Raw genomic sequence first — 24,139 nt, forward strand, 5'->3', positions numbered from 1 at the left:
GGACACGGTAGTTCACCGAGCCACGTCTTGCGCGCCGATGTGCACGCGGCCTTCTATGACCGGCAGGCCCAGCAGGCGCAATGGGGCGCCCGTGCCTGTCCACACGGCGGGACTGCCCGCCGAGAGACGCAGGTCGTTCGCGCCCGGGTTCACGAGGCGCGGATCGACCGTGCGGTTCGTCGTGGGGCGCGTGGCACCGTTCGTGTAGCGCACGCTGGGATTCCCGCCGACGCGCCAGAAGAGGTTGTGACCGTCATCGAAGGTGCCGTCCGTCCACAGCGCGTGGTTGCGGTCGTTAAGGCTCTGCTGCTGCACGATGATGTTGTTACGCGCGCTGAGAATCTCGGGTGAGCAGCCGTCCGAACAGAGGATGCCGTCCCGCACGCCCCAGGCGGTGTTGTTGTAAAAGCGCGTGCCGGGATTGCCGCCCCACTTGGCGCCGTGACCACGCACGATCAGCGTCTGCCCTCCCACCCTGGTGCTGTAGGCATTGAAGGCGAAGGTGTTGTTCTCGCTGCGGCAAGTGGGCGTACCGCCCAGTTCGGCCATGGTCGTTTCGTCCACCAGGGTGTTTTCGAGGATCAGATTGCCGCTGGTCTTGTACAGCTCGAACGACGCGCCCTCGACACCGTAGTCCTCGCTGCAGCCGGAATTGCCGCTGAAGTAGTTGTTGATGACCCGGTTGTTTTTACCGTTGAGCAGCACGCCCCACGCGCCGGAGTCGTCGTCGTACTTCACGCTCGCGGGCGTGTTGGTACTGATGACGGTGTTCTTCACGAGCCGCGAGTCGCGCACCTCGTTGTGTTCGCTGCCCTCCTGGAAGTGCACGCCGGCGGTCATGCCGTAGGCCGTGCTTTGCCGCACGACATTGTTTCGCGCGGAAGCGGTGAAGGTGAAACCCGTCGTCCAGCCCTGCGGCTGATTGGGACACCGGAGGGTGCCGCTGAAGGAGGGGTTCTTGGCCTTCCAGCTGCTCGGCAGGTCCGCACTGACCTGCAGATGCTCGAAGATCAACCACTCCCCGCGGATCTGCACCACCGGCCCGTTGCTGCTGCCCTTCACGAGAGGAGAGTCACCATTCGTGCCGTACGCGCTGATCACGATGGGTTTTTCACGCGTGCCTTTCCAGGTGGCGTTCAGCACCTCCTTGAACACCTGCCCCTTGCGCAGCCGCAAGGTCGCTCCGGGCGGCAGGACCTCCCGGCTGGCGCGCGCCAAACTCTTCCAGGGTCGTGCCTGCGTACCGGGATTCGTGTCGTTGCCGCTGACGGCGTCCACGTACCACGCGGGCGTCACCTGGGCAGGTTGCACCACGACGGGCGCGTCGCCTTCCACCGTGACTTCCGTGATGGCGCTGGCGGTGTTCTGGGTGTTGCCGAAACTCGTGACGCGCACGAAACGCGCGGTGCTCGGCGTGAGGTCGAAGGGTTGCAATTCACGCGACAGGCCGGAACTGATGCCGAGCGGCAGCACCTGCCGCCACGTCGTACCGTCACTGGACGTCTCGACGAGAAACGCTGCCCGGCGCGCGTCACCCGCGTAGAAGGCGACGTTCAGGCGCCGCACGACCGAATTCGCGGGCACTTCCACTGTGAAGGTGTGGTAGGGCTGGCCGGGCGTCCAGTCGGCACTCCACCAGGTGTTGAGGTTGCGGTCGATCGCGGCGGAAGCGGGATTGGTGGATTTCTGTGCGGACGCAGTGACACCCCGGATGGTGAGGGGTGCGGCGAGCGCGAGTGAACCCGTCAGGACGAGCAAAGGAAACAGGCGGTGCATAGGGCAACCTCCGTAAAACAGCGTGGACTCCGAGGAGTCCACTGGGCAGATTGAGCTTCACTTCTTGCCGGAGACGAGCACCGTGCCGTCATCACGCCGCGTGACCGTCAAACCGCCGTAACGGGTGACTTCCCCGGTCATGCGGACTTCCCCACCGCCAGGCTCTTCGAAGAACACTTCCGCGAGGGCGTCCAGCGGGGGTGGTTGAATCAACACCAACGCCGAGCGAACCAGGGTCACGTACCGCTCCCACGGCCAGGTGGGACCCGGGCAGTTCTTGCGGGCCGTGCGTTTCGGGTTGACTTCGTTGTGCCCGATCAGGTGCGTGCGGTCCGCGGGAATGCCGTAGCGCAGGCACAAGCCGGCCACGAGGCTCGCGCTGGCCCGCAGTTGCGCGTCGCTGGGCGTCCAGGGTTCCACGCTGGGGCGTCCCTCGTGCTCGATGCCGATCGAGCGGCGGTTCATCAAGGTGTCCCCGGCATGCCAGGCGGTGTCGTCCTCCCGCACGCTCTGCCCCACCCGGCCGTTCATTGCGACGGTGTAGTGCGCGCTGACGTTGCAGTCGGGATTGGCGAACCAGCTGAGGGTGCCGTCGTACGAACCGTCCGCCACGTGAATCACCACCCGGTCGATGGGCACCCCGCGACCGCGCGCGTAATTTCCACCGTGGGCAGGTCGTTGTTCGATGCTCATGCGCTTTCCCTTCGGGTGGTCTGGTGCTTCCGCAGGCGCCGTGGGCGTTGCCGGAGCGTCACCAGGGTGATCAACAGCAGGTGCAGCGCCACCCCGCCCGCCAGGACCAGCAGCGCCATACCCATCCCGGGCAGCCACACGGCGAGGCCGACGACCATCAACGCGGAGAGCAGCCCGGATATTTTGAAGGCGTTTTCTCGTCTGAACAGCCAGATCAGCGTCGTCGACGCGCCGAGAGCGAAGGCCAGCAGCAGCGTCGTGAGTTCCACGTACGCGAGCGCTTCATTCATCGCGGTCCTCCTGAGGGGTTTCGTATCGGGCGAGCGCGGCGCGCATCACCTCGAAATCCTCGCGCAGTTCGCTCGCGCGCACTTCCAGCCGCGCATACTCCACGCGCATGCGGTCATTCGCGCGGAAAGTGCGCTCAGCCTGCCGGGCGAGCAGTTCGAGCGTGATCGACCCGGCACTGAGAAACGCGGCGAGCGTCATGGTGCGAATCGATGACAACAACGGCAGGCTTTCGCTGCTGGGCGCCAGGAACACCAGCACTTCCAGCACGCCAGGAACGTCCGCGGAGACCATCAGGACGTACAGGAGTCCGCAGAGCACCATCACGACCGCCCAGGCGTACAAGGCGGGGTTGTGCGCGCGGGTGGCCCAGCGGATCACCTGAAAGGAGAGCGCGCCGATGCTGCCCACCAACCACGCGAGCGCCAGCACCGCCAGAAATTCTTCACGGCTGACTGCCATCGTCGTCCTCTTCTTTCTTGGCTCGGTTGTTGACCATCCCGGCGATGGCGGTGACCAGCGTGCCGGCCAGCGTGAACAGCGGCACGCCGATCTCACGGTCGAACGTGCCGGTGACGGCGTAACGAAACACGACGGCCAGCAGTGCCACGCCGACGCAGACGGCGAATGAGATCAAGATCCAGAAGGTGCTTCCCACGGTTCCTCCCCTCACCCGGCGGGGAGCGGACGCGCGGCGTGCCGCCCGCGCGTCCGTGAGGAATCACCGGTCCGTATAGTGCAAGGAGTCACCGTTCGACGGCCTCGACCGTCCAGAAGTCCGCCGCGAGGTCAGGGTGGGTGACGTAGGCGTACGGCAGCCAGAAGTACCCGTCGAGTCCCCAGTCCGCGCCCCAGGAGTTGCGGCACAAGAAGCGCTGCGCGCTGTCGGTGTACCCGCACATCAGCACCGCGTGTCCACCCCGCATCCGCTCGGACGCGCTGGGCATCGGGACCACGCCCGTGCGGGCCACGAGTTGCGTCATCAGCGAGTCGTACACCGCGAAGCCGAACGCGATGGGCAGACCACTCGCGAGGGTCGCTTTGAGGGCCTGCTCGGTCTGATCGACGCGAGCGTACCGCAAAGCCTGATTCACCTGCCCGGAGCGGTACGCGCTCGCGTAGGGCCTTCTGGCGTACCGGGGAATGCGGTACGGCCAGTACGACTCGGGCGGAGCACCGTACTCATTCACGACTTTCGCGGCGGTGCGCAAGGTCGCACCGGCGTCCTCGTTCACGGTGCCTTCCATCAGGCGGCTGTTGTAGTACAAGAACAGCGTGGAGGGTCGTCGTGACGCCTTGCCGCGTTTGATGCGGTCGTACTCCACCGCGGCGGCCATGGTCTGCGCAGTGCAGCTGCCCAGTTGCCCCTGGTCGTACACCGGAGGCATGAACGCCCGCAGGTCCGCAGAGGGTGGCAGGTCAGTGGTCATCAGCTGGGTGGGGAGCGATTGCCGGAAATCCCGGAAGTCCGGTACGTCTGGGATCCAGCCGAAGGGATTGTCGCGTTTGCGTGCCCGGAAAAGAACATTGAGCATACGTCCTCCTAGAGGGCGGTGGCGGGCAGCACCCGGTAGGTGGTGTCCACGATGATGACGGAGCGGTCGAAGACCTGCAGCCGGTACCTCGCCCCATACCTCGTGGCAGGCAGCGCTTGCGGCTCCCCACCGTCCTGAGCAGTCGTCTTGGCCGTCTTGGATTCCTTTCGTGCCCATCGGGCGGGTCACGGTCGTTCGTACGGTCCTCGGTCGACCGTGCCGGCCGGCACGGGATTCCCGGCGAGGTCTTGCGCGATGGTGACGGTTTCGGTGCCGCCACTGCTGTTGATGACTCGCGAGAAGGACAGCGGCACGCTGGAGCCGTTGTTCAGCGCTTTCGCGGCAGTGGATTTGAGGTTGAAGTTGAAGTTCAGCGGATCGACGAACAGCGACGCCATGTCGGCGTTGCTCAGGCGGCTGTCCCCGGTGCCGCTGAGGTTGGTGGTGTTGCCGGTCAGGCCCGTGCCGGTGGTGATGATGTTCCCCGAGGAGTCCAGGCTGAGACGCCCGACGAGGTTGTGGCTGGTCGCGGGCGTGACGTCCGCCCAGAATTCACTTTTCTGTCCTTTCCCGCCGCACGGCGCGGTGCGGGTGTAGATGCGGCAGCCGTACCCGTCGTTGAGGCGCGCGGTGTGCCAGCCGATCAGGATGTTGTTGCGGAATTCCAGCACGTCATCCTCGCAGGTGTCCGAGCAGCTCACGCCCACCTGCGTGCCGTACGCGACGTTGTTGAACGCTTTCGCGCCCGCCTGCCCACCGAACGAGCTGCCGCCCTTGTACCCACGCATCACCAGGAACTCCCCGGAGCCGGTGGCCAGGCCGCTGATGGGAGCGAAGGCGTTGTACGCCATCACGTTGTGCACCGACGTGCCGCCCATCTCGACGAAGGTGCCGCTGTTGATGCTGATGTTGTGGTGGTAGTACCCGTACGAGGACGAGAAGATCTCGATGTCCGCGCCTTCCTGCCCGTAATCCTCGCTGCAGGGCACGTTGTTCTCCGCGAAGAGACTCCAGCCGACCTCGTTGTTGTTCGAGCGGGGATTCACGCCGAACCCACCGGAGTCATCGTCGTACTTGCTGGTGCTGGGACTGTTGGACTTGTTGTTGAAGTTCACGTCCCCATCCGGGTTGTACCCGCCGTACAGCGAGTCGTACACGTTGCCGTCCCCGTCTCGGTCGACGTTCTCGTACAGCGCCGGGGTGTTGGTGCTGGCGAGGTCGTTGTGGTGGACGTAGCTGTGCAGCAGCCGGTGGTATCCTCCGCCCGCCATGTACACGCCTGCCGTGGCGCGGGACGCTTCGACGTACTGCAAGGTGTTGCGCGCGCCGGTCAGGGTGAACCCGGTCTTCCAGCCGGTCGGGTTCTGGCAGCTGCGGATGTAGGTGTACCCGCTCGGGACGTAGTTGCTGGGCATCTGCCACGCGCCGGGCCGGCCGCTGTCCGCGATTCGTGCGCTGACGTTGTCGAAGGTGACGTCCGAAGCGGCGCTGTTCACGGTGGCTTCGTTGGCGCTGCCCAGGGCGCGGTTCTCGATGACCGGGTTGTTTCCGGCGATGACCGGCCCGAGCCGGACGGGTCCGGTGGTGGGCGCGCCGTACGCGCCGATGACGACGTTGCTGCTGGTACTACCCGAATCGCCAGAGGCGAGCGTCAAGGGTCCCGCGTAGGCGTACCCACGCCGCAGGTACACGCCGTCTCCGGCATTGAGGTCGGCGTTGTTGACGGGCGTGAGGGTCCGCCAGGCAGTCGAGGGCGTGCGACCGTCGTTGCTGTCACTGCCCGCGCTGGCGTCCACGTAATACCGCTGGGTGGTGCCACCCGCGTTCGCGAGGCTCACCTGGTTGGTGTCCTCAGTTGTGGCGATATTGACGGTCAGAGCCACCGCCGCGCTGAGGGTGCTGTTGCCCGCCGCGTCGTACGCCCGGGCAGTGTAACTGTACGAGCCGTTCTGGGTGCTGCTGGTGAAAGACGCGTCATGCTCGTACGGCGCGAAGTTCTCGGTGTGCACCAAGCTGCCGTCCCGGTAGAACTCTACTTTCTGCACTCCGATGTTGTCGGTCGCCGTGGCAGTCAGGCGGGTGGTGCTGGAGGTGGTGATGCTGGTGCTGGCCGCCGCGAGGCTCACGACGGGCGCCAGCACGTCACCGGTCTGCAAGTTGGTGCCGCTCGCGGTGAACAGCTTGACTTCCCGGATGCCGATCAGGGCGGGGCCCTTGTTGGGATCGACGAGTTTGTGGATGATGATGCGCACGTAGCGTGCGTCGGTGCGTGCGAACGTGTAGCGGGTGAGTTGTTCGCTCGCGGTGGATTCGATGTTGCGCAGCACTTTCGTCCAGCTGCTGCGGTCGCTGGAGACTTCCACGTCGAAGGTGTAGGTGCGGCCCAGCGCGCCCCACAAGCCCAGCCAGATGCCGTCGAGGGGCCGCACGGCTTTGGTGTCCATCACGACTTCCTGCGGCAGACCACGGGCGTACCAGACGGTGCTCTCGTTGTTGTCGGTCATGTTCCCGGCGGGGAAACCGAAGGTGGGCCTGAGGATGCCGGGCGCTTCCAGCGGGATGGGGTCAACGGCGAGCGCGGCCCCCGCCAGGAGGGCCGCGCCGAGTGTCAGATGCCAGGTCAGGCGAAACCCGGCCTGCGAAAAAAAGCGTTTCACGTGCTCTTCCGTGAAACGAGGGGCACGACAAAGCGTCGGTCCATGTTGCCTCCTGTGCTCAATACGAAATGACCCGCGCGTCGTACAGCTCGATCGTGCGGTTGTTGGTGCCCGCACTTTTGCGGATGGTAACGACGTAGCCTGTGGCCTGCGCCGCCCCCTTCGGGATGCGCGTGCCTCCGACAGAAGCGACTTGCACGCCGTTGACGAACAGCAGTCCCTGCGAGCCGTCGGCGTTCACCTCCACTTCCACCAACAGGTCGGTGCCGATGGCCACCGCCGTGGTGCTGGTGACCGTTTCGGTGACCCCGCCCGCGCTCGCCACGAGGCGCCAGTTGGCCGTGCCGTCGGCGGTGCTGTACTCGCCCCACAAGCCGTCGGTGACGCCGTCGGCGGTGTCCATCCACCCGAAGCGTGCACGGAAAGTATCGGTGCCGTCCGAGGCCGTGGGGATGCGCGCCACCCAACCGACCCGCCGCCGGCGCGTGCCGAGGATGACGTTGGCGTGCGTGGACCCGCCAGGGCCCGCCGCGATGGAGCCGCGTCCGGTGGTGGTGGTGCCGGAATTGAGCACCACCCCGCCGTCGTAAGTGCCGTTGCGGGCGTCGATCGAGGCGACGCCCGCGCCCGTGGCGCCGTTGCTGCCGCCCTGGAAGATCGAACCGGACACAACGCTTGAGACGACCCCACCGCTGAAGTCGTAGTACTGGTACTTCGTGGGGTCGAAGGTGCTGCCACTTCCCACGACGTTCCCCGCCGCGTCCACCACCTGCCCGCTGCTGTTGAGACGCGCCAGGCCGCTGGTCGCACCGATCACGCTGTTGAGGGCGTTCACGTAACGGCCGACGTTGTCACTCGGGACAATCACGCGGTTCGTGAGGGCTCCTGTCGTATTCGCCGCGTCGTACCGGAAGAAGCCCACATGCGGCACGAAGTACAGCTTCTTGTCCACCCGGTCGGCGCCGGTCAGGGCCTGCAAGGCCGCGATGGACGCCACTTCGCTGTACATGCCGCTGAGTTGCGTGGCGATCAGCGCGATGTCTCCGAAGAGGTCTTCGAAGAGCTTCTGAAATTTGACCGGCCAGGTATCGGCGGGTGTCGGGCCGTCCGCTTCGAGGGGCGTGAGGGGGAATTCGCCGCTGGTGACAAGTTGCGCCAGGGCGGTCGCGTTGATGATTTTTGTCATGATCCTCCTGGGTGCTCAGGCACCGAAGTCACGCGTTCCGAAGTCGAAGGTGCCGAAATCACCCGTGCCCGTCTCCGGCGTCACGCTGCCGTCGGGTGGTGGGGTGTACACGAACGACCACTCCGCGCCGCGTGGCAGCAGCGTCAAGGTGACGTACCAGTAATTCGGGTTGTTGAAGGCTTTCGTGACCGGTGTTTTCGGGAAGGGTCGCGGGTGCACCAGGATGGACCGCCAGGTGCCTTCCCGGAGTCGCACGGTGGTCTTGAGGTGTGAAATCAACGTTCGTGCGGCGATGAGTGCCGCCTGTTTGCTTTCGGCGTACACCAACCCCCGCAGCACCAGTGGCCGCACGACGGGCGCTTCGTCGCTTTCCACGAACGTCACGTCGCTGTAAGGTGCTTGCTCCAGCTCGTCGTTGCTGTCGTAGCCGAGCTCGTCACCTTGCAGTTCGAAGGTGTCGTTCAGCGCGACGGTGGTGCCGTCCTGCTTGTCGAGATTCCACCCTTCCCCTGTCGCGGTGTCCGGAGCGTCGGGAGGGAACGGCGGGATGTTCAGCGCGTACATTCACCCTCCCACGCGCATGCTGTCGAGCAGCGTGCTGGTGTTGCGCTGCTCGATGAAGGTCTTGGTGGCGATGTCCTTGGGGTCGTCACGCTGCCCGGTGCTGATGATCGTCGTGCGGCCCTTCTCGTCCAGCACGTACTCGACGCGCGCCGTCGGGTGTGTTTCGCGTACGGCGCCTCTGGGGATCAGGTGGGTGATGCCACCAGGCTCCAGGAACGCCCCGCGCACCGTGGCTCGCGATGGGTCCTGTGCGGGATCCCGGAAGTACGCACTCTGCGCGATCCGGAGGAGCTTCTCGCGGTTCACGAACAGCGGCCGGGCGGTGGCGACGTATCCCTGCACGTCCGTGTCGTCCGTCCTGAAGGAAAAAAGGATGTTGAGACGGTCGTACGGTGCGTTCTGACCGGGATGCTGGTGGGTGAACGCCTGAAACAAATCACCCATCACGAAATTGACGCCTTCGCGCAAGGGAAGGTCGATGGTAGTCTCGTAGACCACCCCGCTGGTCGGGGAGTTCTGGTAACCGTACTGCAGGCTGCAACTCAGCAGGCGCGCGCCTTCCACGCCGGACACTTCGAGCGCCGCGAGATCGCGCACCAGCGCCGCGTCCTGCACGAGGTACGACACGTCGAAGGTCGTGGTCGTGAGCGTGGTGTTGCTGGCCCGCGAGGTACGATCGTCATCCGCGGCGTTGCCGGGCGCCGTGACGTTGTTCCCGCCCGGCACGATATTGGACGCGTACAGCAGGTCACGCGAGTTTTCCTCTTTAATCGGCACCCACGCGGTCGCTTCACCGAGCGTGCTGTTCGACACCGCGCGGAAACCCACCATGGTCTTCGCCGGGGCGGTCACGCGTTTCGTGGCGATCAGGTCACCGCTGATCAGGTGGCGGCTGTAGTACGTCAAGTCCACTGCGCTGCTCATCTGCCCCAGCAAGAAACGCGCGGACGTCACCAGGTTGGCACTGCCGACATCCTGCCGCTCGATGCTCGCGGTGGGTGATGCACCGTTCTCGTCGGCGGTCATGACGCCCACGTCCGTGCGTTTCAGGAACGCGCGCCGTTCGGCGTCCACGCCCCACGACCAGGGTTTCCCGAGGCGCTGCACGACTTCATCGAGCATCACCGCGACGCTCTGGAAGTTCCCGAACACCGCCCCGACGGTCACGCCGGTATTCACTGGAATGAGGCTGAGGTCGGGATTCAGGAACGGCACGCGACCCTGGTTGATGAGGTCCGTCAGGATCGCGCGCACCGTCACGCCCGCGTCCGCTTGCGGGTAGGACAGCACCCAGCAGTCGAGTTTCTTGAAGCGCTCCTTGTAGCCGACGAGGGTGAAGCCGCTCGAACGCGTCTTTCTGGGAGCGCCGCTGATTTCGGCGTACCCGCTGAAGAGCGAACGGGGCGGCGTCGTGAAGTCATCTAGGGATTCCTGGATGGTCACGCCGTCGTGCGGTTCGATGCCGAGTTTCGCCCAGATGCCGCTGAAGGTGGCTTCCAGGCAATTCGCGTTGCCTTCCAGAGCCATCCGCAGTCCACTGCGCGGAATGGGTACTTCACGCATGGTGCGGGTGGCTTTGGGTTGACCATTCGGACTGAACACCTGTAAACGCCAGGAAAAAGTCATAAACCTCCACTGGAACAGCAAGGCACGTCAAGGCCGCCCGCCGGTCACCCGAGGGTGAAGCTGAGGCCATGCGCCAGATCCTGCTGCTCGCCTTCACGATGTGCGTCAGTCAAGCAGGAGCGGCCACGTATGCCGACGCTCCGTTCCTCGGTTCCACGTTGAACCTGCCGAGAATCAGCTTCTGCAAGGTGAACAAGTGCGTGCTGCTCTCCACCACCCCACTGCCCGGGCACGTCGAGGAGATGTACCGCGTCAACGTGCCCGGTGATTCCGGGACGTATTACCTCAACGTGCTCCGGCGAGGCGGGAAAGCCATCCGGGTGGGGGACCGGGCGTTCGGTCAGGATTACTTCGCCAGCAAAGCGCACGTGGAGTTGCTGTTGTTCGCCACCGGAACGCAGCAGAAGCTGAACGCCGATGGTGTACAGACGATGCTCGACTCCAACACACTGACGGTCCTGCGGGGGTACGCGGGACGCAAGTACTGGGTGCAGCTCGCCAACTGGCCGGGGTTTGGGCTGTCGGACATCCTGTTCGCCATCACCGAAGAACTGCAGTACTGAACGGTCGATGTCCCCCGGCTGTTCATCTTGGGCGTCACCCACGGTAGACATCCGACAGCGCCGGACGGGCGTCGTAACGCCGTTCGCCTTCACCGTCGGACAGGATGACATGCAACCCACCTCGCAAGCTGTCCGCGAGGTACCGCGCAGCCTGCTCGATGAGTTCGGAGCCGCGTTCGAAACGCATCCCGCTCGCGTCGATGCTGGTCATCATCGACACCCCCCGACCGGGAGCGTCCGGAACGGCCACGCGGATTCCTCCGCTGAGGTACTCCGCGGCGCGTTCCATCAGTTCCGCGCTGCGGATGACTTTCGGAACGTACTCGGAGCCGAAGGCATCGAAGCCTCGCAGCAGTGAAGAGTCGATGGCGGAAATGCCGAGGTCCGGCATGGCCCCGAACAGGTCGGTGGGTGTGGGGCTGTCACGCTCCTCCCCTTCCAGGCGTTTGATGCGGTCCTGCGCGTCCTGCAGGTCACGCCGGGCCCGGTCACGCTCCGCGTCCGAGGTGGCTTTCTCGAACCGACCTTGCGCCTGGCTGGCCTGTTCACGCCAGTAGGCGATGCTGTCCGCGCCTGCCGTTTCCTGTTTCTCGCTGCCGTACCCGGGCAGGCCGCTCAGCAGGCCCCCACCGAGGTTCAGCACCCGCTTGCCTTCACTGCGAATGGCGTCCACCCAGGCGTCCAGGTTGGTTTGTTCCTGCGCGTCGATCAAGCCGTCGCGCATGGCGTACGCGTAATTCTGCGCGTACCCGTCCATCAGTTCCTGAATCTGACTTTGCGCCAAGAGCGCCTGAATGGCCATCTTCGCCAGGAAGGAGTTGAGGGTCTTCTCGAACGCCACACCCACCTCGCTGAAGTCCGCTTTGAAGAACCCGTCGACGAGGGCGGACTCGAGTGAATTCTTGATGCTGCCGCTCAGGTCATTGAAGATCTCCCCTGCTTTCGTCTGCCAGGTGCGTTTGGCACCTTCGAGTTGCCCGACCGCGAGGCGGGCGTCCTTCAGCGCTTGCTCACCGAGGTCCTGGAAGTGGTCCCCCCAGCCTTCCATCTGGCGTTGCTCGGCTTCGTCGAGCACACCGTCACGCATCGCGCTGGCGTACCAGTGTTTGAAGTCCTCCAGGCGCGCGGCGAGTTTGCTTTGCGCGACGACGGTTTCGGTGATGACCTTGGCGACCAAGGTGTTGATGGATTTCTTGAAGGTGTCCGTCGCAGCGGACCAGTCTCCCGTCTCGAAGGCGTTGGTGATGCTGCTTTGCAGCGCTCCGCTGACTTCGCCTTGCACGTCGTACAGTTGCTGCTGGACTTCTGATCCGAAGCCGTCCAGCTCGCTCAGCACCTCCTTGGAAGCGTCACTGATGACACGACCCTGCGACTTGAAGTAGCGACCCCATGCTTTGACGTTGGCACGCTCCGAAGCGTCCAGCACACCGTCCTGCATGGCGTGAGCAAGCCATTCGCTGAAGCGTTTCATCTCAGCGGCCAGCTTCGATTGGGTAATCATCGTCTGGATCAGCAATTTGGCAATGAAGGTATTGATGGACTTGTCAAACGCCGCTTCGGCCTTGGAGAAGTCTCCCGTCAGAAAGCCGTCCATCAAAGCACTGTCGAGGGTATTGCTGATGGTCGTGCCCAAGTTGGCGAAAATCTCGGCGGCTTTGATCTGCAGTTTGGCCGCCTCTTCGCTGAGCACCTGGGGTGCTCCACCGAACGCCTGCCAGCCGAGACGCTGCCAGAACCCGGCGTTGGCAAGGGTATCGCGTTTCGCGGCTTCGGCCTCCAAGGCTTTCTTGAAGGGATTCTCGAATGCCCCGCCGGACAGACCAGCGGCTGACCGCTGGTCACTGGCGATGGACCGCATGCGCTCCTGGTACTCACGCAACCCGGGGTTGAGCGAGTCGGTGATGAAATCCCCAAGTTGTTCGACGGCATTCAGGGTGCTGGTGATGCCGCCGACGATGTCACCGGACGCGAAGGACTTGAAGGCGTCGAAGCTGCTGCTGGCCGCTCCGGCCAGTTTGGACAGGGAACCGCCGGTGATTTTGTCGAGGACGTTCGCGACGGCCGTGAAGCCCTGGATGATCCTGTCGAATTCATTGAGGTACAGCGCCTGCCGGGCTTCGATGCCTTCCTGGGTGATCCGCAGGCGTTCATTCTCGAATTTCTCGCGCGCTTCGAGTTCATCGGTGCCTCCTTGCACCGCGGCTTCGTATTCCGCCCTCGCGCTCTCCAGGGCGAGGGCTTCGCGTTGCGCCTGGTAGTCACGCTCGGAGATCAGGTGCTGACGAAAGCGGGCTTCGAGGGCGTCACTGCGCCGCTCACGGTTGAGTGACGCCAGGGTCTGCTGGTGCTTGCGTTCCAGTTCCGTCCGGGCCGTGAGGCCTTGCGAGGTGATGCGTTTCACTTCGTTCTGGTAGCGCTGCTCGGCTTCGACGCGCAGTTGCGTGTTGCTCTGGGCGGCTTGCAACTCCCGGTCCCGGGTGGCCGCGGCGGCCTGCAGTTGCAGGCGTTCACGTTCGACGAGGTACTGACGTTCGGAGAGCTGACCGGCACTGCGGCGGCTTTCCAGGTCTTGCTCTTCGGCAGCGCGCAGCAGGTCCTGCATGGTCGCCGCGTGCTGCTGGGCGAGGCGTTCGCGGTCGGTGTTGCCGCTGCGGGTGATGCCGCTCAGGTTCGCTTGATGCTGACTGAGGGCGAGCTCCCGGCGAGCCTGGGAGGCATGGTCCCGCTCGAGTTGCTGCTCTTCTCCCTGGAAGCGCAGGCGTTCCGCTTCCAGCGCGAGGGTTTCCCGTTGATCGAGGTACGCGCGTTCACTCAGCAGACCCGCCGAGTGCTGTTGTTCGAGGGTCTGCTGTTGCAGGTTCACCAGACCCAAACGAACGGCGAGGCGCTCGTCGAGTTGACGTTGCGCTTCTGCCAGCCGCTCGGTGGCCTTCTGGGCGATCTGCTCGGCACCGGCGAGGTTGCGGGTGCGGTCAGCGAGGTCCTGCATGCGTTCGGAGTAGGCGCGCAGTTCCTCTTCGGTCATGCCACCGAGGTCGACCCGCAGGCCCGCCTCGAAAGCGCCAGCGATTCCCGCTCCAGGTTCAGGTTTGCGCTGAGAGTCCTGACCGGGGACGAACCCGGCCGCGCGGGCATCCAGGGAGGTGTTCTTGAGTCGCTCCGCGAACTGCCCGTAACGCTCCTCAGCGTCCGCGAGGCCGTCCGTGAGGGCTTTCTTCAGCCGGTCACTCAGGCCAGCCCAGGTGTTCTCGTCCGCCATCAGATTCGTGACGGTGGCGATGATGCCACCAATCTCGTCTTCAGAGGCGGTGCCGAGCCGAGCGAGGGCTTCTTGTGCGGCCTGCACTTTTACGAGCGCGTCGACGCTCGCTCGACCCGCGTCGCGCTCACCCGGGCGGGTGATGGCGAGCGGACCGCCATCCGCGTAGGGGTTGGGGAGGTTCGCGTACGCCTGCTGCAGTTGCGTGCGCAGGTCATCCAGGTACGCGCGGAGTTTCGAGCGGCTCTGCACGCTGAGTTGCTGGAACGCCCCTGATTCGGTCAGGTCGGCCAGCTGCGCGACCTGATCGGTCAGGGTGCCTGCCAGACCACGAATGACGCTGTTCGCGCCCTCTTCGGCCATTCCGAGCGCTTCGGTTTTGAGGCGCGCGAGCTCATCGGCGGCGAGGCCACTTTTGCTGCCCAGCTCGTCGATGACGGCGCTGACCGCGTCGAAGTTCATCGCGGCGTCCGGCAGGAGGCGGTTGAGGTCGTCGAGGGTCACCTTGACGCTGTCCATGATGGGTCGGCGGTTGAGGTGGTCGTCGGCTGCCCCGACGTTCTTGGCGAGGTACTCGAAGGCGTCCGCGACGCCTTTTTCCTGCGCGGCGAGTTCTGACGCGCGCTCCCCGTGATGAAAGAACGCCCCGGTGAGTTTGTCCACCGCTGCCACGGCAGGTGCGGTGTCCAGGCCCTTCCCGGACAATTCACGCCGCAGTGACTGCAGCTGTTCGAGCAGCGCGGCTTTCTTGTCACCGCTGAACTCACCGGCCTGCGCGAGTTCGTCTATCGCGCGGCGTAACCTGGCGTATTTCTGAATGGCCTCCTCGATGCCGCGAGAGCGTTGGTCTGTCTCTTCCCGCGCGGCTTCTTTCGCGATGATGACGCGTTTGGTGGCTTCATCACGTGCAATGCGGGTTTCGGTCGTGTACGTGGTCCGGGCGGTGGCCACGGCGGCATCCTCGACCTGCTGAATGCCTTTCAGGATGCTTTGAGGGGTTTTGCCGTCGTACAGCTTGTTTTGCTCGGTCCGTCGGGCGTTCGCTTCATCCCGTGCCGCTTTGATGGCCGCGTCGCGGGTGCGTGCGGCGATGCTCAGCCGGGCGTTCAGGATCGCCTGACTGCTTTCACGTTCGATGATCAGACGCTGAGCCGCGTTTTTCTTCTCCCCCGCCAGGCTCGCTTCCCGGGCGGCTTCCAGTTGCCGCAGGGTCGCTTGTGCGTCACTGAGCCGTCCCTGCGCCAGCTCACGGTTGAGTTGCTTTTGCAGGTTCGCGCGGTTCACGTCGCGCTGATCGGCTTGATCCTGCAACTGCTCGGTTTTGCGGGCGAGGTCACGCGCGAAGTCGAACGCTGCCCGCTGCGCGTCATTCGTTTTGACGTACCGTTCGATCTCACCGCGCAAGGTGAGCTTCTGCGCTTCGGTACCTCGCTCTTCGATCTTGAGCGAGCGTTGCGCGAGGTCGGTGGCGCGCGCGCGTTGTTTGTTCCAGTCGGCGGTGGTGAGGACGTACTCCTTGTTTTCCTTGTTCAGGCTTTTCTGCGCGCCTTGCAGGTTGATGATGACGTCCAGCAGGTCTTTGGCGCTCTGGCTGCCCTTGTTGCCAGTCGCAGCGTACGCCGCTTGGGCTTCGGTGAGCAGTTTCGAGAGTCCTCCGGCGTACGCCTGCCGGCCTTGGCCGTCCACGTCACCGAGCCGTCCGGCGTTGAAGTTGCGCTGCAAATCCTTCAGGCGGTTCGATAACCCGTCCGCACCCGTGGGCAGCAGGCCTTGCTGCGCGTCTTTCACCTGGGTGTACACCCGGGTCAGGTCACGGGTGGCGTCGGCACTCAAAGCGGTTTTCTTGCGCGCGGCGTCCAACTCACGCTGGAGTTTCTGCAGACCGGTCAGGTACTGCCCTTGCGTGATGTCACCTGCCTTGGCGCTGAGGCTGAGATCCTCGAAGCGCGAGCGGAACACCTCCGCGGCCGTTCCCGCACTTTTCAGGCCTTTCTCGTAATCGCTGAGGTTCTCCCGGAGTCGTTTGACGTCCCCGCCTTGCTTCTCGAACTGGGTGATCAACGCGCGTTGCTGCCCGAGGTTTTTGGTGAGCGCCGCGCCGCTGAGGGTCTGCTCTGCTTTGATCAGGGCGCGCAGTTGCTGCTCCAGCTTGGCGAGCGCGGTTGTTCTGGCGTTCGCGTCGGCCGCGCTGGGCGCCCCCGTTTTGTCCGGAGTGTATTTCGAGGTGGGGGTGGCGGAGGGGAACTTGAGGTTCAGGTGCGCGGCGTAATCGCCCTGACGGACGTAAGAGGTGGGGTTGCCCAGCGCACCGATGGCGACATCACCACGCGCGTCTCGCCCTCCGGTTTTCGCGTTCGTGACCCGGTTGTTTCCGCGTACGTACCCGTTCCCGACGTAAATCCCGACGTGGTTCTGCCCGTTCGAGGTGTAAAAGACCAGGTCGCCTTCTTTCAGTTCCTCCTTGCCTCGGTAGGGTTTCAGCAGTCCCGCTTCCTTGAAGTTGTCCGCGGCGCTCCGCGCGGTCGGCATGAGTTTGCCGTTCACCATGTCTGGCTTCTTGCGGAACATCTCGTCGATGGCTTTCTCGGAGCCTTTGTAGGCCAGCCCGAGGGTCTGACGGACCCACTTGGCGCATTCATCCACGATGGCCGTGGTGGCCTTGCTGGTGAGGGCTTTGAAGCTGGTGTCGAGCACCAGCTTCGACGCGCCTTCCTGAGCCGCTGCGGCCTTGCCAGGCGCGTAACCGGACAGGTTGATCGACCCGCCTCGCTGGATGGTGGTTTGCAGATGCTTGATCTGCTCGTCGAGTTGCTTGACTTCCTCGGCCATCCGCGCGGGATTTTCACTGCCGTGCGCGAACAGACCACCAATGATGGGGTTGTTCCGGAAGTACTCGATCCGGTTTTGCAGGTGCTCACGGCGTTCGACGAGCTTCCCGAGGTGCTGGAAGACGTCATTGTCGAGTTTGGTGCCGTCGATTTCGTTTTTGTTCAGCCACTCGCCGAATTCCGGCAGGCCACCCGACAGGCGCGACAGGAAAGCGTTGAGTTTCTCCAGGGCGTTGTTGAGTGGACCCACGAAGTTCTTGGTCATCAGGGCACCCAAATCTTCGATGTTGGCTTTCAAGGTCGCCTGCTGCGCTTCGAGGTCGTCACTGAACTGCGCGCTGTAGCGGTTGAGGGCGCCTGAGCTGTTCTCGATCTCGTGGCCCAGCGTCCGCCATTCACCGCTCAGGTTGAGCACCGCCCGCGCACCCTGGGTGTCCATGATGTTGTTGACTGCCGCGAGCGCCTCACCGGTCCCTTCGAGCTTCCCGGTGGTTTCGTTGTAAGTGATGCCCAGGCTGGACAGTTTGGCGCTCAGGTCCTTGATGATGTCCCCGGCCGGGCGGATGTTGCCGTTGGAGTCGATCACCGCGATATTCCACGCCTGCAGTTGCTTGGTGGCTTTGGGTGTGATGTCCGACAAGGCCGCCAGCGCGGAATTCAATCCGTCCGCGCCGGTATCCGCGGCACTCATGCCTTTGTTGTCCAGTTCGACCAGCATGCCGAGCAAGTCGGACATCTCGATTTTCGCCTGGAAGGCCATCCCGGCGACTTTGTTGAAGCCCGTGAAGAGATCCGTGGCGGATCCGGCCGCGAGACCGCCGGCTTTGGCGAACATGTCCCCCACTCGCGCGGCCTGTTCCGTTTCGAGGTGGTACTGGTTGATGGCTTTGAGCAGCATGCCGGACTGTTCGGTCAGGTTGGTGCCTTCCACGAACGCGAACTTGGTGGAGACACCCAGCACGTTCATCGCTTCGGACGCGCTGGCGCCCGCCTTGACGGTATCGGCGAGTGCGGCGGCCAGGCCGCTCTTGCTGAACGTTCTCGCGGCGTCATTGCCGCTGTTTTTCAGTTGATCGATGCGGTTCTCGATCATCGTGAGGTCCGTCACGCCACTGTTCGCGAGGGACGAGAAGGACTTCTGCATGACCTTGTGCTGCTCGATGCCGATACGCGCGAGGCTCCCGAGCGCCAGGGCGACACCGCCGATCACCGCGGCACTCGCCGCGAAGCCAATCGCGAGTTTTGCTTGCCCGAGGGCAGCTTGCCGGGCGACCGGGTCGTGCTCCTTGTGCGCTTCGATCAGGCTCTGCACGTGCCCAGCCGCGCCTTCCGCAGCGCCACCGAGACCCTCCGCGGCCACTTCGGTCGCGGCGGCCGCCCCGACGCCCTGCTGCGCGGCCTGCGGGAGGGCCTTGCCGAGCTGACCGGTGACTTTCTCGAGGCTTTCCGACAGACCTTCGATCGCTCCTCCGGCCAGCACACCCCCCGCCAGTCCTGCCACACTCTGGGTGCTCGTGCCCGGTCCGTGCATGGGCCGGTTGGCCCCGTCACGCGCGGCGTCCGCGAGGAACTGCCCGGCCCGGCGTGCTTCGTTCGTCTGCGACAGGATGCCTTTCACGTACCCGGACGCGGCGAATTCACCCACGCGGTACATCACCTGCGAAGGGGATTTGATCTGCAGGCGCTCACGGATGGCGTCCTCGATGCTGCCCCCCATCCGGCGCGCTTCCGCGCGAATGTCATCCATCTGTGAGCGCAATCCGGCCAGCTGACCTTGCCCGGCTGCCTGTCCGACTTCCTGCCCGGCCTGGCGGGCTTCTTTGCTTTGCGCGCGGAACTCCAGCCACAACACCCCGAGTTGCTCGGCGAGCTGCCCGAACATCCCGAGGGATCCCAGTGCGCTCAGGGCTCCCCGGTGAATGCCGTCCGAGAAGCCACCGGGCGTGTTGATACCCATGGCGCTGTCCGCGTTGGTCTGCGCGACCCGCGCGACTTGCGTGAAGCGCTTGTACGCGTCGCTGGTGTGATCGAGCGCCGCGGCACTCTCCAGCGCCCGGCGACGCACGTCCTCCTGCAACTTCACGACTTGCGGGCCGTTCAGCACGCCACTCTGCCACAACGAACGGTACGCGGCTGCTTCGTTGGCGAGTGCGGCGGTCGCTTCGCGGGCCTGGCGCGAACGCAGCTGGTACTGCTGGGCGCTCTGCTGCGCGCTGAGTCGCTCTTCCGCGGTGCGCAGCCGCACGGCCGCGACTTGCTTTTGGGTTTCCGCTATGGCCGTGGCACCGTTGAGTTTCACGGCGGCTGCTTGCCGTTGAAGTTCCGCGGTGCCGGCCCGCAAGCTGCCCGTCGTGGCGTCGTACTCCGCGCGGAGGGCTTTGGCGCCGAGTCCTTGTTCCTTGAGGGCCTGGCGGGTCTGCGCGTCGAGTTTACGGCCCTCCAGGCCTTGCTGACGGAGGGAATCACGGGTTTCCTGCGCGAGCTTCCCGGTTTCCACCCGAGCGTCCTTGATGGAAGCAAGACCGTCCGAACCGACCCGTAACGTCAGTTTCTGAGCGTCGAGTTCCTTCTGGATCGCCGCGACATCCCGCATTAAACCGGTTTTGTCCGCTCCTGTCTCCGCGATCAGGTCACCGAGTTTCCCGAGCATGTCACCCTCCTTTCCCTGCCAGTTGAATGCGTTCGAACGCGCGGCTGAGCGGCAGACCGTCCTCAGTGGCCGGCAAGCTCGCCATGAAATCCCCGTTGAGCAGGCTGGCGTTCATCGCGAGAGCCAGTCCACGCGCCACGGCCGGGTGAATTGGGTACGGCGTGATGGGCGTCGGCATGGAAGACGTGACGCTCGTTTCTCCTCGCTGGAAGGGGAACGGCACGGCTTGCTTCTCGCCTTGCTCGATGATTTCTCGTGCGATGGTTTTGATGTCCTTGGCGAAGCCGAGCATGCCGAGCTGCCCGCTGGTGACACTGCGCGCGAAGGCGCGGCGTTCGCGGTCACGCAGACGTTCATGTAAAAAGAACAGCTGATCGAGCGGCATGTCGTACCAGTCGGTAGCTGGGTCTTCGAGGTTGAGGTCGGCAAAAATGACCGGGAGGTCCGGACGAACGAGCTGCTTCAGCTCTCCGGAACCTCCTCCTGGGGTTTTCCCTTGTCACCTGACAGCACCGCACTCTGCCATTTCGTCACGTCACGCGGGCCGCATTTGCTGATGAGTTCCTCCACGCTGGCGGGGGCGTTGCTGCCCATGCGGCGTTGCAGCATCCGCAGCAGCAACGCCCGGTTCGCTTCTTTCGCTTGCAGCTTGGACGCCTGGATTTCTTCGGGTGTGCCTTTCTCCAGTTCGACGGGCAAGTCATCCCACGCGTCGATTTCGGCGTAAGAGAAACTCAGGTACGGCACGAACAACTCACCCAGCCAATGGCCGTACTTGCGGTTCGGGCGGCCATTGGCGGCTTCCACGGTGCGTTCACGACGGGTGTCAGTCACAAGGTTCACTCCTGAAAAAGGGATTCTGGTGTTATCAGGCGCGTCAGGGTCAGCGCGCGATGCAAAAACGGGGGTTCGTTGCCGCCATACCCTCGCCGTAAAGCCGGCACGACGACCCGCACGGCGTGCGGCATGGACACCCAGCGACGCGAGTCGGGATGTTCCATGTGAAGGGCGCTGAGTTCGGTGTTTTCTGTGAGGTCGTAGCGCGCCAGGAACGCCAGGGCTTCCAGGCGGTCCGGGTGGAGCGTGACACCAAAAAGAACCAGCGAAGGCGCTTTGCCTTCGCTGCCGAGAAACAGGACATCGATCATTTCATGGGTACTCCCGCAGGTAGGCTTGAAACTCGTCAGCCGTTTTGGGACCTTTACGCTGGTTGCAGTTCAGACACGCCAGGACGATGTTGTCGAGATCGTCTGTGCCTCCGCGAGCTTTTGGCGTGCGGTGGTCAACGGTAGGTCGGGACAGCCCGGCGAAATCGAATGGCCGCTGGCAGTAGTAGCAAAACCCTTGTTGCCTTCCGGCGATCACGATCAAGTCCCGGCTCTTGTAGGGCCGGGACGCTCTCGCTCTACTTTCCTTCGCACGAACCACCTTTGCTCGGTCGCGCCGGACAGCCGCTTCGGGAGATACAGCGCGATTTCTGCTCCGCTCCGCCTTTTGCTGACGATTTTGGTAACTCCATCGCTGGTTGTATTTCCGCTTGGCTTCTTTTTGGTCCTCGCTCCGATTGGCTCGACGGGAATGGTAGAGTTCAGGATTGTCGTGATACCGGGTGCTGGCGGCTGTTCTCGCGGTCGCTTGACGACAAGGAATGCAGGGGGAGCAGAAGGTCGGCCCTCCCGATTTCTTCTTTTCCTGATAGAAATGCTCGGTTGTCGCAGGAAAAGACTGCCCACACTTTCGGCACAACTTCAGCGTAAAATTTGACATGTCCGGGCGCCTCACCGCCCGGACTAATTTTATCATTTTCGGCGCTGGGACGGTCTTTAGGCTTGCCTCCCCTGCTGGCCCAGAAACAGCGCGTCGATCATCAGGCGCCTGCGAGCGCTCCGACTTCTCTCCACTGAGGGTTGGCGTCGTTGAGGTTCGTCCAGTACAACTTGCCGCTCAGGTTGGCGCTGAAGGTGCTGCGCAGCGAGCCCGCCCCGCCGCCCTTGCTGGGCGCGCCGATGTTCACTGTGGCGAGCAGCGCAAAACCGTCGGTGTACCGGAAGATCAACCGCGCGCGGTTCCCGGGGCTGAGTTGCGTGCCGAGTTCCGTGAGACGCAAGACGATCGGGTCGTCGAGACCTGCGACCATGGTGATGGTCGCGGTGAGGTCCTTCCCGTTCACGACGCGAATCGGTGTGGCGCGTCCCATCACGGTGATGGTTTCCTCGTCGTCCGTGATGGCCGGGTTGCTTTCCTCCGCGTTCGGCACGGTGAGGTACGAATCGTAAGTGGCGGCGGCGTTGAGGGCCACCGGAGCGGGCGCCGCGACGATCGGCACGTTCGTGGCCGCAGCAGTGAGGGCGACCGGGTACGCGCCGGCAACGACCAGCACTACCCCGTTGAAGTCCAGACGGTCACCCGGGTAGACCGTGACGTTCGGCGCGGCCGTCAAGCTGGCCGTGACCGCTCCAGCAGCGACTGCGGCGGCAGCAGTGAGGGTGCTCGTGACGAACTGCAAGGTTTCGAGGCGACGCAGCAGGTACGTCTGCATCAGACGGTTGGAGTAGACGCGTGGGGTGTTATCGACGGGAAGTACGGCAGGAATCACGTCTTGGGGCATGCTTGTTCTCCTCCGAAAGGATGGCCGTCAAGGACCAGGAGTGAGGGTGTCAGGACGGGTTACTTGACTTTGCAGGCGTCCGGGTCTTCCGCCAGGTACGCCCGAGCGGCTTCCTCGTTCTTGGCGGTGACCCGCCAGGTGTTCCCACCTTCCTTGACTTCCAGCAGCACCCCGCCCGTGTCGAGCTCGGTGATTTTGCCTTTCGCGCTGGGCGCGCTGGTTTCGCTGCTTTTGGCGGGCGTGGCGGGTTCTTGTTCTTTGGTCATGGGTGGTTCCTCCAGCAGTGGATTTACGAACTCTGGTACTGAATCAGCACGCGGATGCTGCCGTAGATGGTGTTGCCATCCGGATCGTCGAAGAGGGGCTCGTCCGTGCCGACGGTGGTGGCACCCGGAATGACCCACAATCCCGGATGCCGGTCGATTTCGCGGGCACGTCGGCGCAAATGCGCCATGACGATGCTGAGCGACTGACGACCCGCGGCGGTGCGCGGAAAGCCGTACAGCATCACCTGCACGGGTCGCGTGCGGACCTGCAGGCCGTTCAGGGTTTCCAGGGTGGGCAGGCCGGGGCGTTCGATGGTCAACGCGTACGGCATGCCCGCGGGCGGGAGGGGGTGAGGTGGCCGGAAGCTGGTGGTGTTCCCGGCGTCATCACGTGCCAGCTGCAAGCCGAGGTCGTACAGGAGCCGGTCTAGAGTGATGCCACCACCTCCTTGATCTTCCGGTGCAGTCGGGCGTGCAGTTCGTCATCCGCGAGGGCTTTGCTGAGCCAGCCTCGGGAGCCGTGCTCGGAGTCGCGTTTGACGGGACTGCCCGGTGGTGAGGGGTACTCGAGCGCCCAGGCTTCCACGGGCACCGGGGCGATCTCGTTGAGCGCCCCGACGGCCCACATACCGTTGAGGCTGCGCTGGCTTTTCCCGATGGACGCGAGCAAAGCGCCACTCTGCTCGGCCGGGTAATCGCCCGGTGACGAGGACGGGTTCGGCAGGCCCGGCCAGTGCGTACCGCTGCCCGGACCGGAGAGTCTGTCGAGCAGGAACGACACGAATTCCTCCGCGATGCCTTCACCGACTTTGTCGAGCGCGCGGTCGAGTTCACGCTCCAGGTGCGGGTTGGGTTTAAACGCCATGCCGCGCTCCGGGTGCGCGGCACAGCACCTGCCACGCCACGCCGACCGTGCCGAGATCGTTGGCGTCTTCGAGTGGACGCAGGCGCAATCCGTTGCTTTCCAGCTCGAAGCCGGGTGTGCCGACGGGTGCGTCTCCGAGGAGTAACACCAGCCAGAGGGGCGCGTCGATGTCCGCGAAATCCCCTCCATACTCCCGGCGTTCGCGGCCTTGCAGTTGGTACGCGTAGCCGCTGACGCGCACGCTGGCCGCTTCCGGCGCGGGTGGCTGGAGGATGGTGTTGCCGGACGCGTCCACCTCCTGGGGCGCGTCGTTGTTGGTGGGGGCAGCGCGGTGCACCTTTACTCCCGGCGAATTGAGGGCGTCAAAGATGACGCGCAGTTCCGGGACACTGAGCGCCTGAATTTCGGTGGGAGTGAACATCACCCCACTCCCCAAGGTTCGATGACCGGCGCTGGATTCGCGCTGCCCGGACTCACCACTTCCGCCCGGCTGGCGCGGTCGCGCAGCTGCGCGGCGCGTGACAGCCAGAACGGCGCGGAGGCCTGGAAGTCAATCTTGATCGGACCGACCTCCAGCGCCTTCACGCGTTGCGCGTTCGCGGCGAGATCATCAAGCACTGCCGCCGCGACGAGATCCTCCCGGCCATGCACCCGCAGGGCTTTTTCGAGGTTGAGGCGCTGCTCGGCGGGCAGCGCGGTGTACGCCGACCAGCCCACGCCCCCCACGTGAACTTCAATCGCGTCGAGTTGCTCTGCGCTGAGCGCCATGACGCAC

General features: G+C 64.3%; 22 protein-coding genes. 1 reads left to right on the forward strand and 21 read right to left on the reverse strand.

Annotated elements, in window-relative coordinates:
• Positions 1–12: 12 nt before the first annotated feature.
• The 10 genes from DEIPE_RS07385 to DEIPE_RS07430 form a co-directional block, all read right to left on the reverse strand.
• The gene (locus DEIPE_RS07385) at positions 13–1,776 is read right to left on the reverse strand and encodes a discoidin domain-containing protein (RefSeq protein WP_015235363.1); all 1,764 of its coding nucleotides are present in this window, start codon (positions 1,774–1,776) and stop codon (positions 13–15) included.
• A gap of 57 nt (positions 1,777–1,833) precedes the next feature.
• A complete protein-coding gene (locus tag DEIPE_RS07390; protein ID WP_015235364.1) occupies positions 1,834–2,469 on the reverse strand; it encodes an N-acetylmuramoyl-L-alanine amidase in 636 nt (211 codons plus the stop codon).
• On the reverse strand, positions 2,466–2,759 hold the full coding sequence (locus DEIPE_RS07395) for a hypothetical protein (RefSeq protein WP_015235365.1): 294 nt from the start codon (positions 2,757–2,759) through the stop codon (positions 2,466–2,468). Before DEIPE_RS07395 ends, DEIPE_RS07390 begins: the two co-directional genes overlap by 4 nt.
• Positions 2,752–3,219 carry a hypothetical protein gene (locus tag DEIPE_RS07400; protein WP_015235366.1) on the reverse strand — a complete coding sequence of 156 codons (468 nt, stop codon included), beginning with the start codon at positions 3,217–3,219 and terminating at the stop codon, positions 2,752–2,754. The genes DEIPE_RS07395 and DEIPE_RS07400 overlap by 8 nt, the downstream gene beginning before the upstream one ends.
• Positions 3,203–3,415: an LPXTG cell wall anchor domain-containing protein gene (locus DEIPE_RS07405; protein ID WP_015235367.1), complete on the reverse strand. Its 213-nt coding sequence runs from the start codon at positions 3,413–3,415 to the stop codon at positions 3,203–3,205. Before DEIPE_RS07405 ends, DEIPE_RS07400 begins: the two co-directional genes overlap by 17 nt.
• Before the next feature lie 88 nt (positions 3,416–3,503).
• Positions 3,504–4,292 carry a C1 family peptidase gene (locus DEIPE_RS07410; protein WP_015235368.1) on the reverse strand — a complete coding sequence of 263 codons (789 nt, stop codon included), beginning with the start codon at positions 4,290–4,292 and terminating at the stop codon, positions 3,504–3,506.
• 185 nt (positions 4,293–4,477) lie between these two features.
• Positions 4,478–6,949, reverse strand: a complete 2,472-nt coding sequence (locus tag DEIPE_RS07415; protein WP_015235369.1) for an Ig-like domain-containing protein — start codon at positions 6,947–6,949, stop codon at positions 4,478–4,480.
• Between the two features lie 58 nt (positions 6,950–7,007).
• On the reverse strand, positions 7,008–8,135 hold the full coding sequence (locus DEIPE_RS07420; protein WP_015235370.1) for a hypothetical protein: 1,128 nt from the start codon (positions 8,133–8,135) through the stop codon (positions 7,008–7,010).
• Between the two features lie 15 nt (positions 8,136–8,150).
• Entirely contained in the window at positions 8,151–8,699 is a 549-nt protein-coding gene (locus DEIPE_RS07425; protein ID WP_015235371.1) for a hypothetical protein, read from the reverse strand.
• The gene (locus tag DEIPE_RS07430) at positions 8,700–10,325 is read right to left on the reverse strand and encodes a hypothetical protein (protein WP_015235372.1); all 1,626 of its coding nucleotides are present in this window, start codon (positions 10,323–10,325) and stop codon (positions 8,700–8,702) included.
• A gap of 68 nt (positions 10,326–10,393) precedes the next feature.
• Between DEIPE_RS07430 and DEIPE_RS07435 the strand changes: the two genes are divergently transcribed.
• Complete coding sequence (locus DEIPE_RS07435) at positions 10,394–10,888, forward strand: hypothetical protein (RefSeq protein WP_015235373.1); 495 nt, start codon at positions 10,394–10,396, stop codon at positions 10,886–10,888.
• Positions 10,889–10,922: 34 nt separating this feature from the next.
• Here the strand turns inward: DEIPE_RS07435 and DEIPE_RS07440 are convergent, their stop codons facing one another.
• From DEIPE_RS07440 to DEIPE_RS07490, 11 genes are all read right to left on the reverse strand, one after another.
• Complete coding sequence (locus DEIPE_RS07440; protein ID WP_015235374.1) at positions 10,923–19,625, reverse strand: phage tail tape measure protein; 8,703 nt, start codon at positions 19,623–19,625, stop codon at positions 10,923–10,925.
• A gap of 1 nt (position 19,626) precedes the next feature.
• Positions 19,627–20,010 carry a hypothetical protein gene (locus DEIPE_RS07445; RefSeq protein ID WP_015235375.1) on the reverse strand — a complete coding sequence of 128 codons (384 nt, stop codon included), beginning with the start codon at positions 20,008–20,010 and terminating at the stop codon, positions 19,627–19,629.
• Between the two features lie 77 nt (positions 20,011–20,087).
• Positions 20,088–20,459, reverse strand: coding sequence for a hypothetical protein (locus tag DEIPE_RS07450; protein WP_015235376.1), 372 nt, complete (start codon positions 20,457–20,459; stop codon positions 20,088–20,090).
• Positions 20,460–20,464: 5 nt separating this feature from the next.
• The gene (locus DEIPE_RS07455) at positions 20,465–20,773 is read right to left on the reverse strand and encodes a hypothetical protein (protein ID WP_015235377.1); all 309 of its coding nucleotides are present in this window, start codon (positions 20,771–20,773) and stop codon (positions 20,465–20,467) included.
• Position 20,774: 1 nt separating this feature from the next.
• Complete coding sequence (locus tag DEIPE_RS25365) at positions 20,775–21,428, reverse strand: HNH endonuclease (RefSeq protein ID WP_083865748.1); 654 nt, start codon at positions 21,426–21,428, stop codon at positions 20,775–20,777.
• 64 nt (positions 21,429–21,492) lie between these two features.
• A complete protein-coding gene (locus DEIPE_RS07465) occupies positions 21,493–22,233 on the reverse strand; it encodes a hypothetical protein (protein WP_015235379.1) in 741 nt (246 codons plus the stop codon).
• 59 nt (positions 22,234–22,292) lie between these two features.
• Entirely contained in the window at positions 22,293–22,499 is a 207-nt protein-coding gene (locus DEIPE_RS07470) for a hypothetical protein (protein WP_015235380.1), read from the reverse strand.
• Positions 22,500–22,522: 23 nt separating this feature from the next.
• Positions 22,523–22,903: a hypothetical protein gene (locus tag DEIPE_RS07475; protein ID WP_041230757.1), complete on the reverse strand. Its 381-nt coding sequence runs from the start codon at positions 22,901–22,903 to the stop codon at positions 22,523–22,525.
• Between the two features lie 23 nt (positions 22,904–22,926).
• Entirely contained in the window at positions 22,927–23,364 is a 438-nt protein-coding gene (locus DEIPE_RS07480) for a hypothetical protein (RefSeq protein ID WP_015235382.1), read from the reverse strand.
• Complete coding sequence (locus DEIPE_RS07485) at positions 23,354–23,785, reverse strand: hypothetical protein (protein WP_015235383.1); 432 nt, start codon at positions 23,783–23,785, stop codon at positions 23,354–23,356. Before DEIPE_RS07485 ends, DEIPE_RS07480 begins: the two co-directional genes overlap by 11 nt.
• Positions 23,785–24,132, reverse strand: coding sequence for a hypothetical protein (locus tag DEIPE_RS07490; protein WP_015235384.1), 348 nt, complete (start codon positions 24,130–24,132; stop codon positions 23,785–23,787). The genes DEIPE_RS07485 and DEIPE_RS07490 overlap by 1 nt, the downstream gene beginning before the upstream one ends.
• Positions 24,133–24,139: the final 7 nt, after the last annotated feature.

This window comes from Deinococcus peraridilitoris DSM 19664, assembly GCF_000317835.1.
Classification (GTDB): Bacteria; Deinococcota; Deinococci; order Deinococcales; family Deinococcaceae; genus Deinococcus_A; species Deinococcus_A peraridilitoris.

Excerpts from the sequence above, each read along its gene's own strand:
- DEIPE_RS07490 (WP_015235384.1), bottom strand. The coding sequence starts at position 24,132 with ATGGCGCTCAGCGCAGAGCAACTCGACGCGATTGAAGTTCACGTGGGG.
- DEIPE_RS07445 (WP_015235375.1), bottom strand. The coding sequence starts at position 20,010 with ATGCCGCTCGATCAGCTGTTCTTTTTACATGAACGTCTGCGTGACCGC.
- DEIPE_RS07440 (WP_015235374.1), bottom strand. The coding sequence starts at position 19,625 with ATGCTCGGGAAACTCGGTGACCTGATCGCGGAGACAGGAGCGGACAAA.
- DEIPE_RS07465 (WP_015235379.1), bottom strand. The coding sequence starts at position 22,233 with ATGCCCCAAGACGTGATTCCTGCCGTACTTCCCGTCGATAACACCCCA.
- DEIPE_RS07455 (WP_015235377.1), bottom strand. The coding sequence starts at position 20,773 with ATGATCGATGTCCTGTTTCTCGGCAGCGAAGGCAAAGCGCCTTCGCTG.
- DEIPE_RS25365 (WP_083865748.1), bottom strand. The coding sequence starts at position 21,428 with ATGATAAAATTAGTCCGGGCGGTGAGGCGCCCGGACATGTCAAATTTT.
- DEIPE_RS07435 (WP_015235373.1), top strand. The coding sequence starts at position 10,394 with ATGCGCCAGATCCTGCTGCTCGCCTTCACGATGTGCGTCAGTCAAGCA.
- DEIPE_RS07420 (WP_015235370.1), bottom strand. The coding sequence starts at position 8,135 with ATGACAAAAATCATCAACGCGACCGCCCTGGCGCAACTTGTCACCAGC.
- DEIPE_RS07410 (WP_015235368.1), bottom strand. The coding sequence starts at position 4,292 with ATGCTCAATGTTCTTTTCCGGGCACGCAAACGCGACAATCCCTTCGGC.
- DEIPE_RS07470 (WP_015235380.1), bottom strand. The coding sequence starts at position 22,499 with ATGACCAAAGAACAAGAACCCGCCACGCCCGCCAAAAGCAGCGAAACC.
- DEIPE_RS07430 (WP_015235372.1), bottom strand. The coding sequence starts at position 10,325 with ATGACTTTTTCCTGGCGTTTACAGGTGTTCAGTCCGAATGGTCAACCC.
- DEIPE_RS07485 (WP_015235383.1), bottom strand. The coding sequence starts at position 23,785 with ATGTTCACTCCCACCGAAATTCAGGCGCTCAGTGTCCCGGAACTGCGC.
- DEIPE_RS07480 (WP_015235382.1), bottom strand. The coding sequence starts at position 23,364 with ATGGCGTTTAAACCCAACCCGCACCTGGAGCGTGAACTCGACCGCGCG.
- DEIPE_RS07425 (WP_015235371.1), bottom strand. The coding sequence starts at position 8,699 with ATGTACGCGCTGAACATCCCGCCGTTCCCTCCCGACGCTCCGGACACC.
- DEIPE_RS07400 (WP_015235366.1), bottom strand. The coding sequence starts at position 3,219 with ATGGCAGTCAGCCGTGAAGAATTTCTGGCGGTGCTGGCGCTCGCGTGG.
- DEIPE_RS07385 (WP_015235363.1), bottom strand. The coding sequence starts at position 1,776 with ATGCACCGCCTGTTTCCTTTGCTCGTCCTGACGGGTTCACTCGCGCTC.
- DEIPE_RS07395 (WP_015235365.1), bottom strand. The coding sequence starts at position 2,759 with ATGAATGAAGCGCTCGCGTACGTGGAACTCACGACGCTGCTGCTGGCC.
- DEIPE_RS07390 (WP_015235364.1), bottom strand. The coding sequence starts at position 2,469 with ATGAGCATCGAACAACGACCTGCCCACGGTGGAAATTACGCGCGCGGT.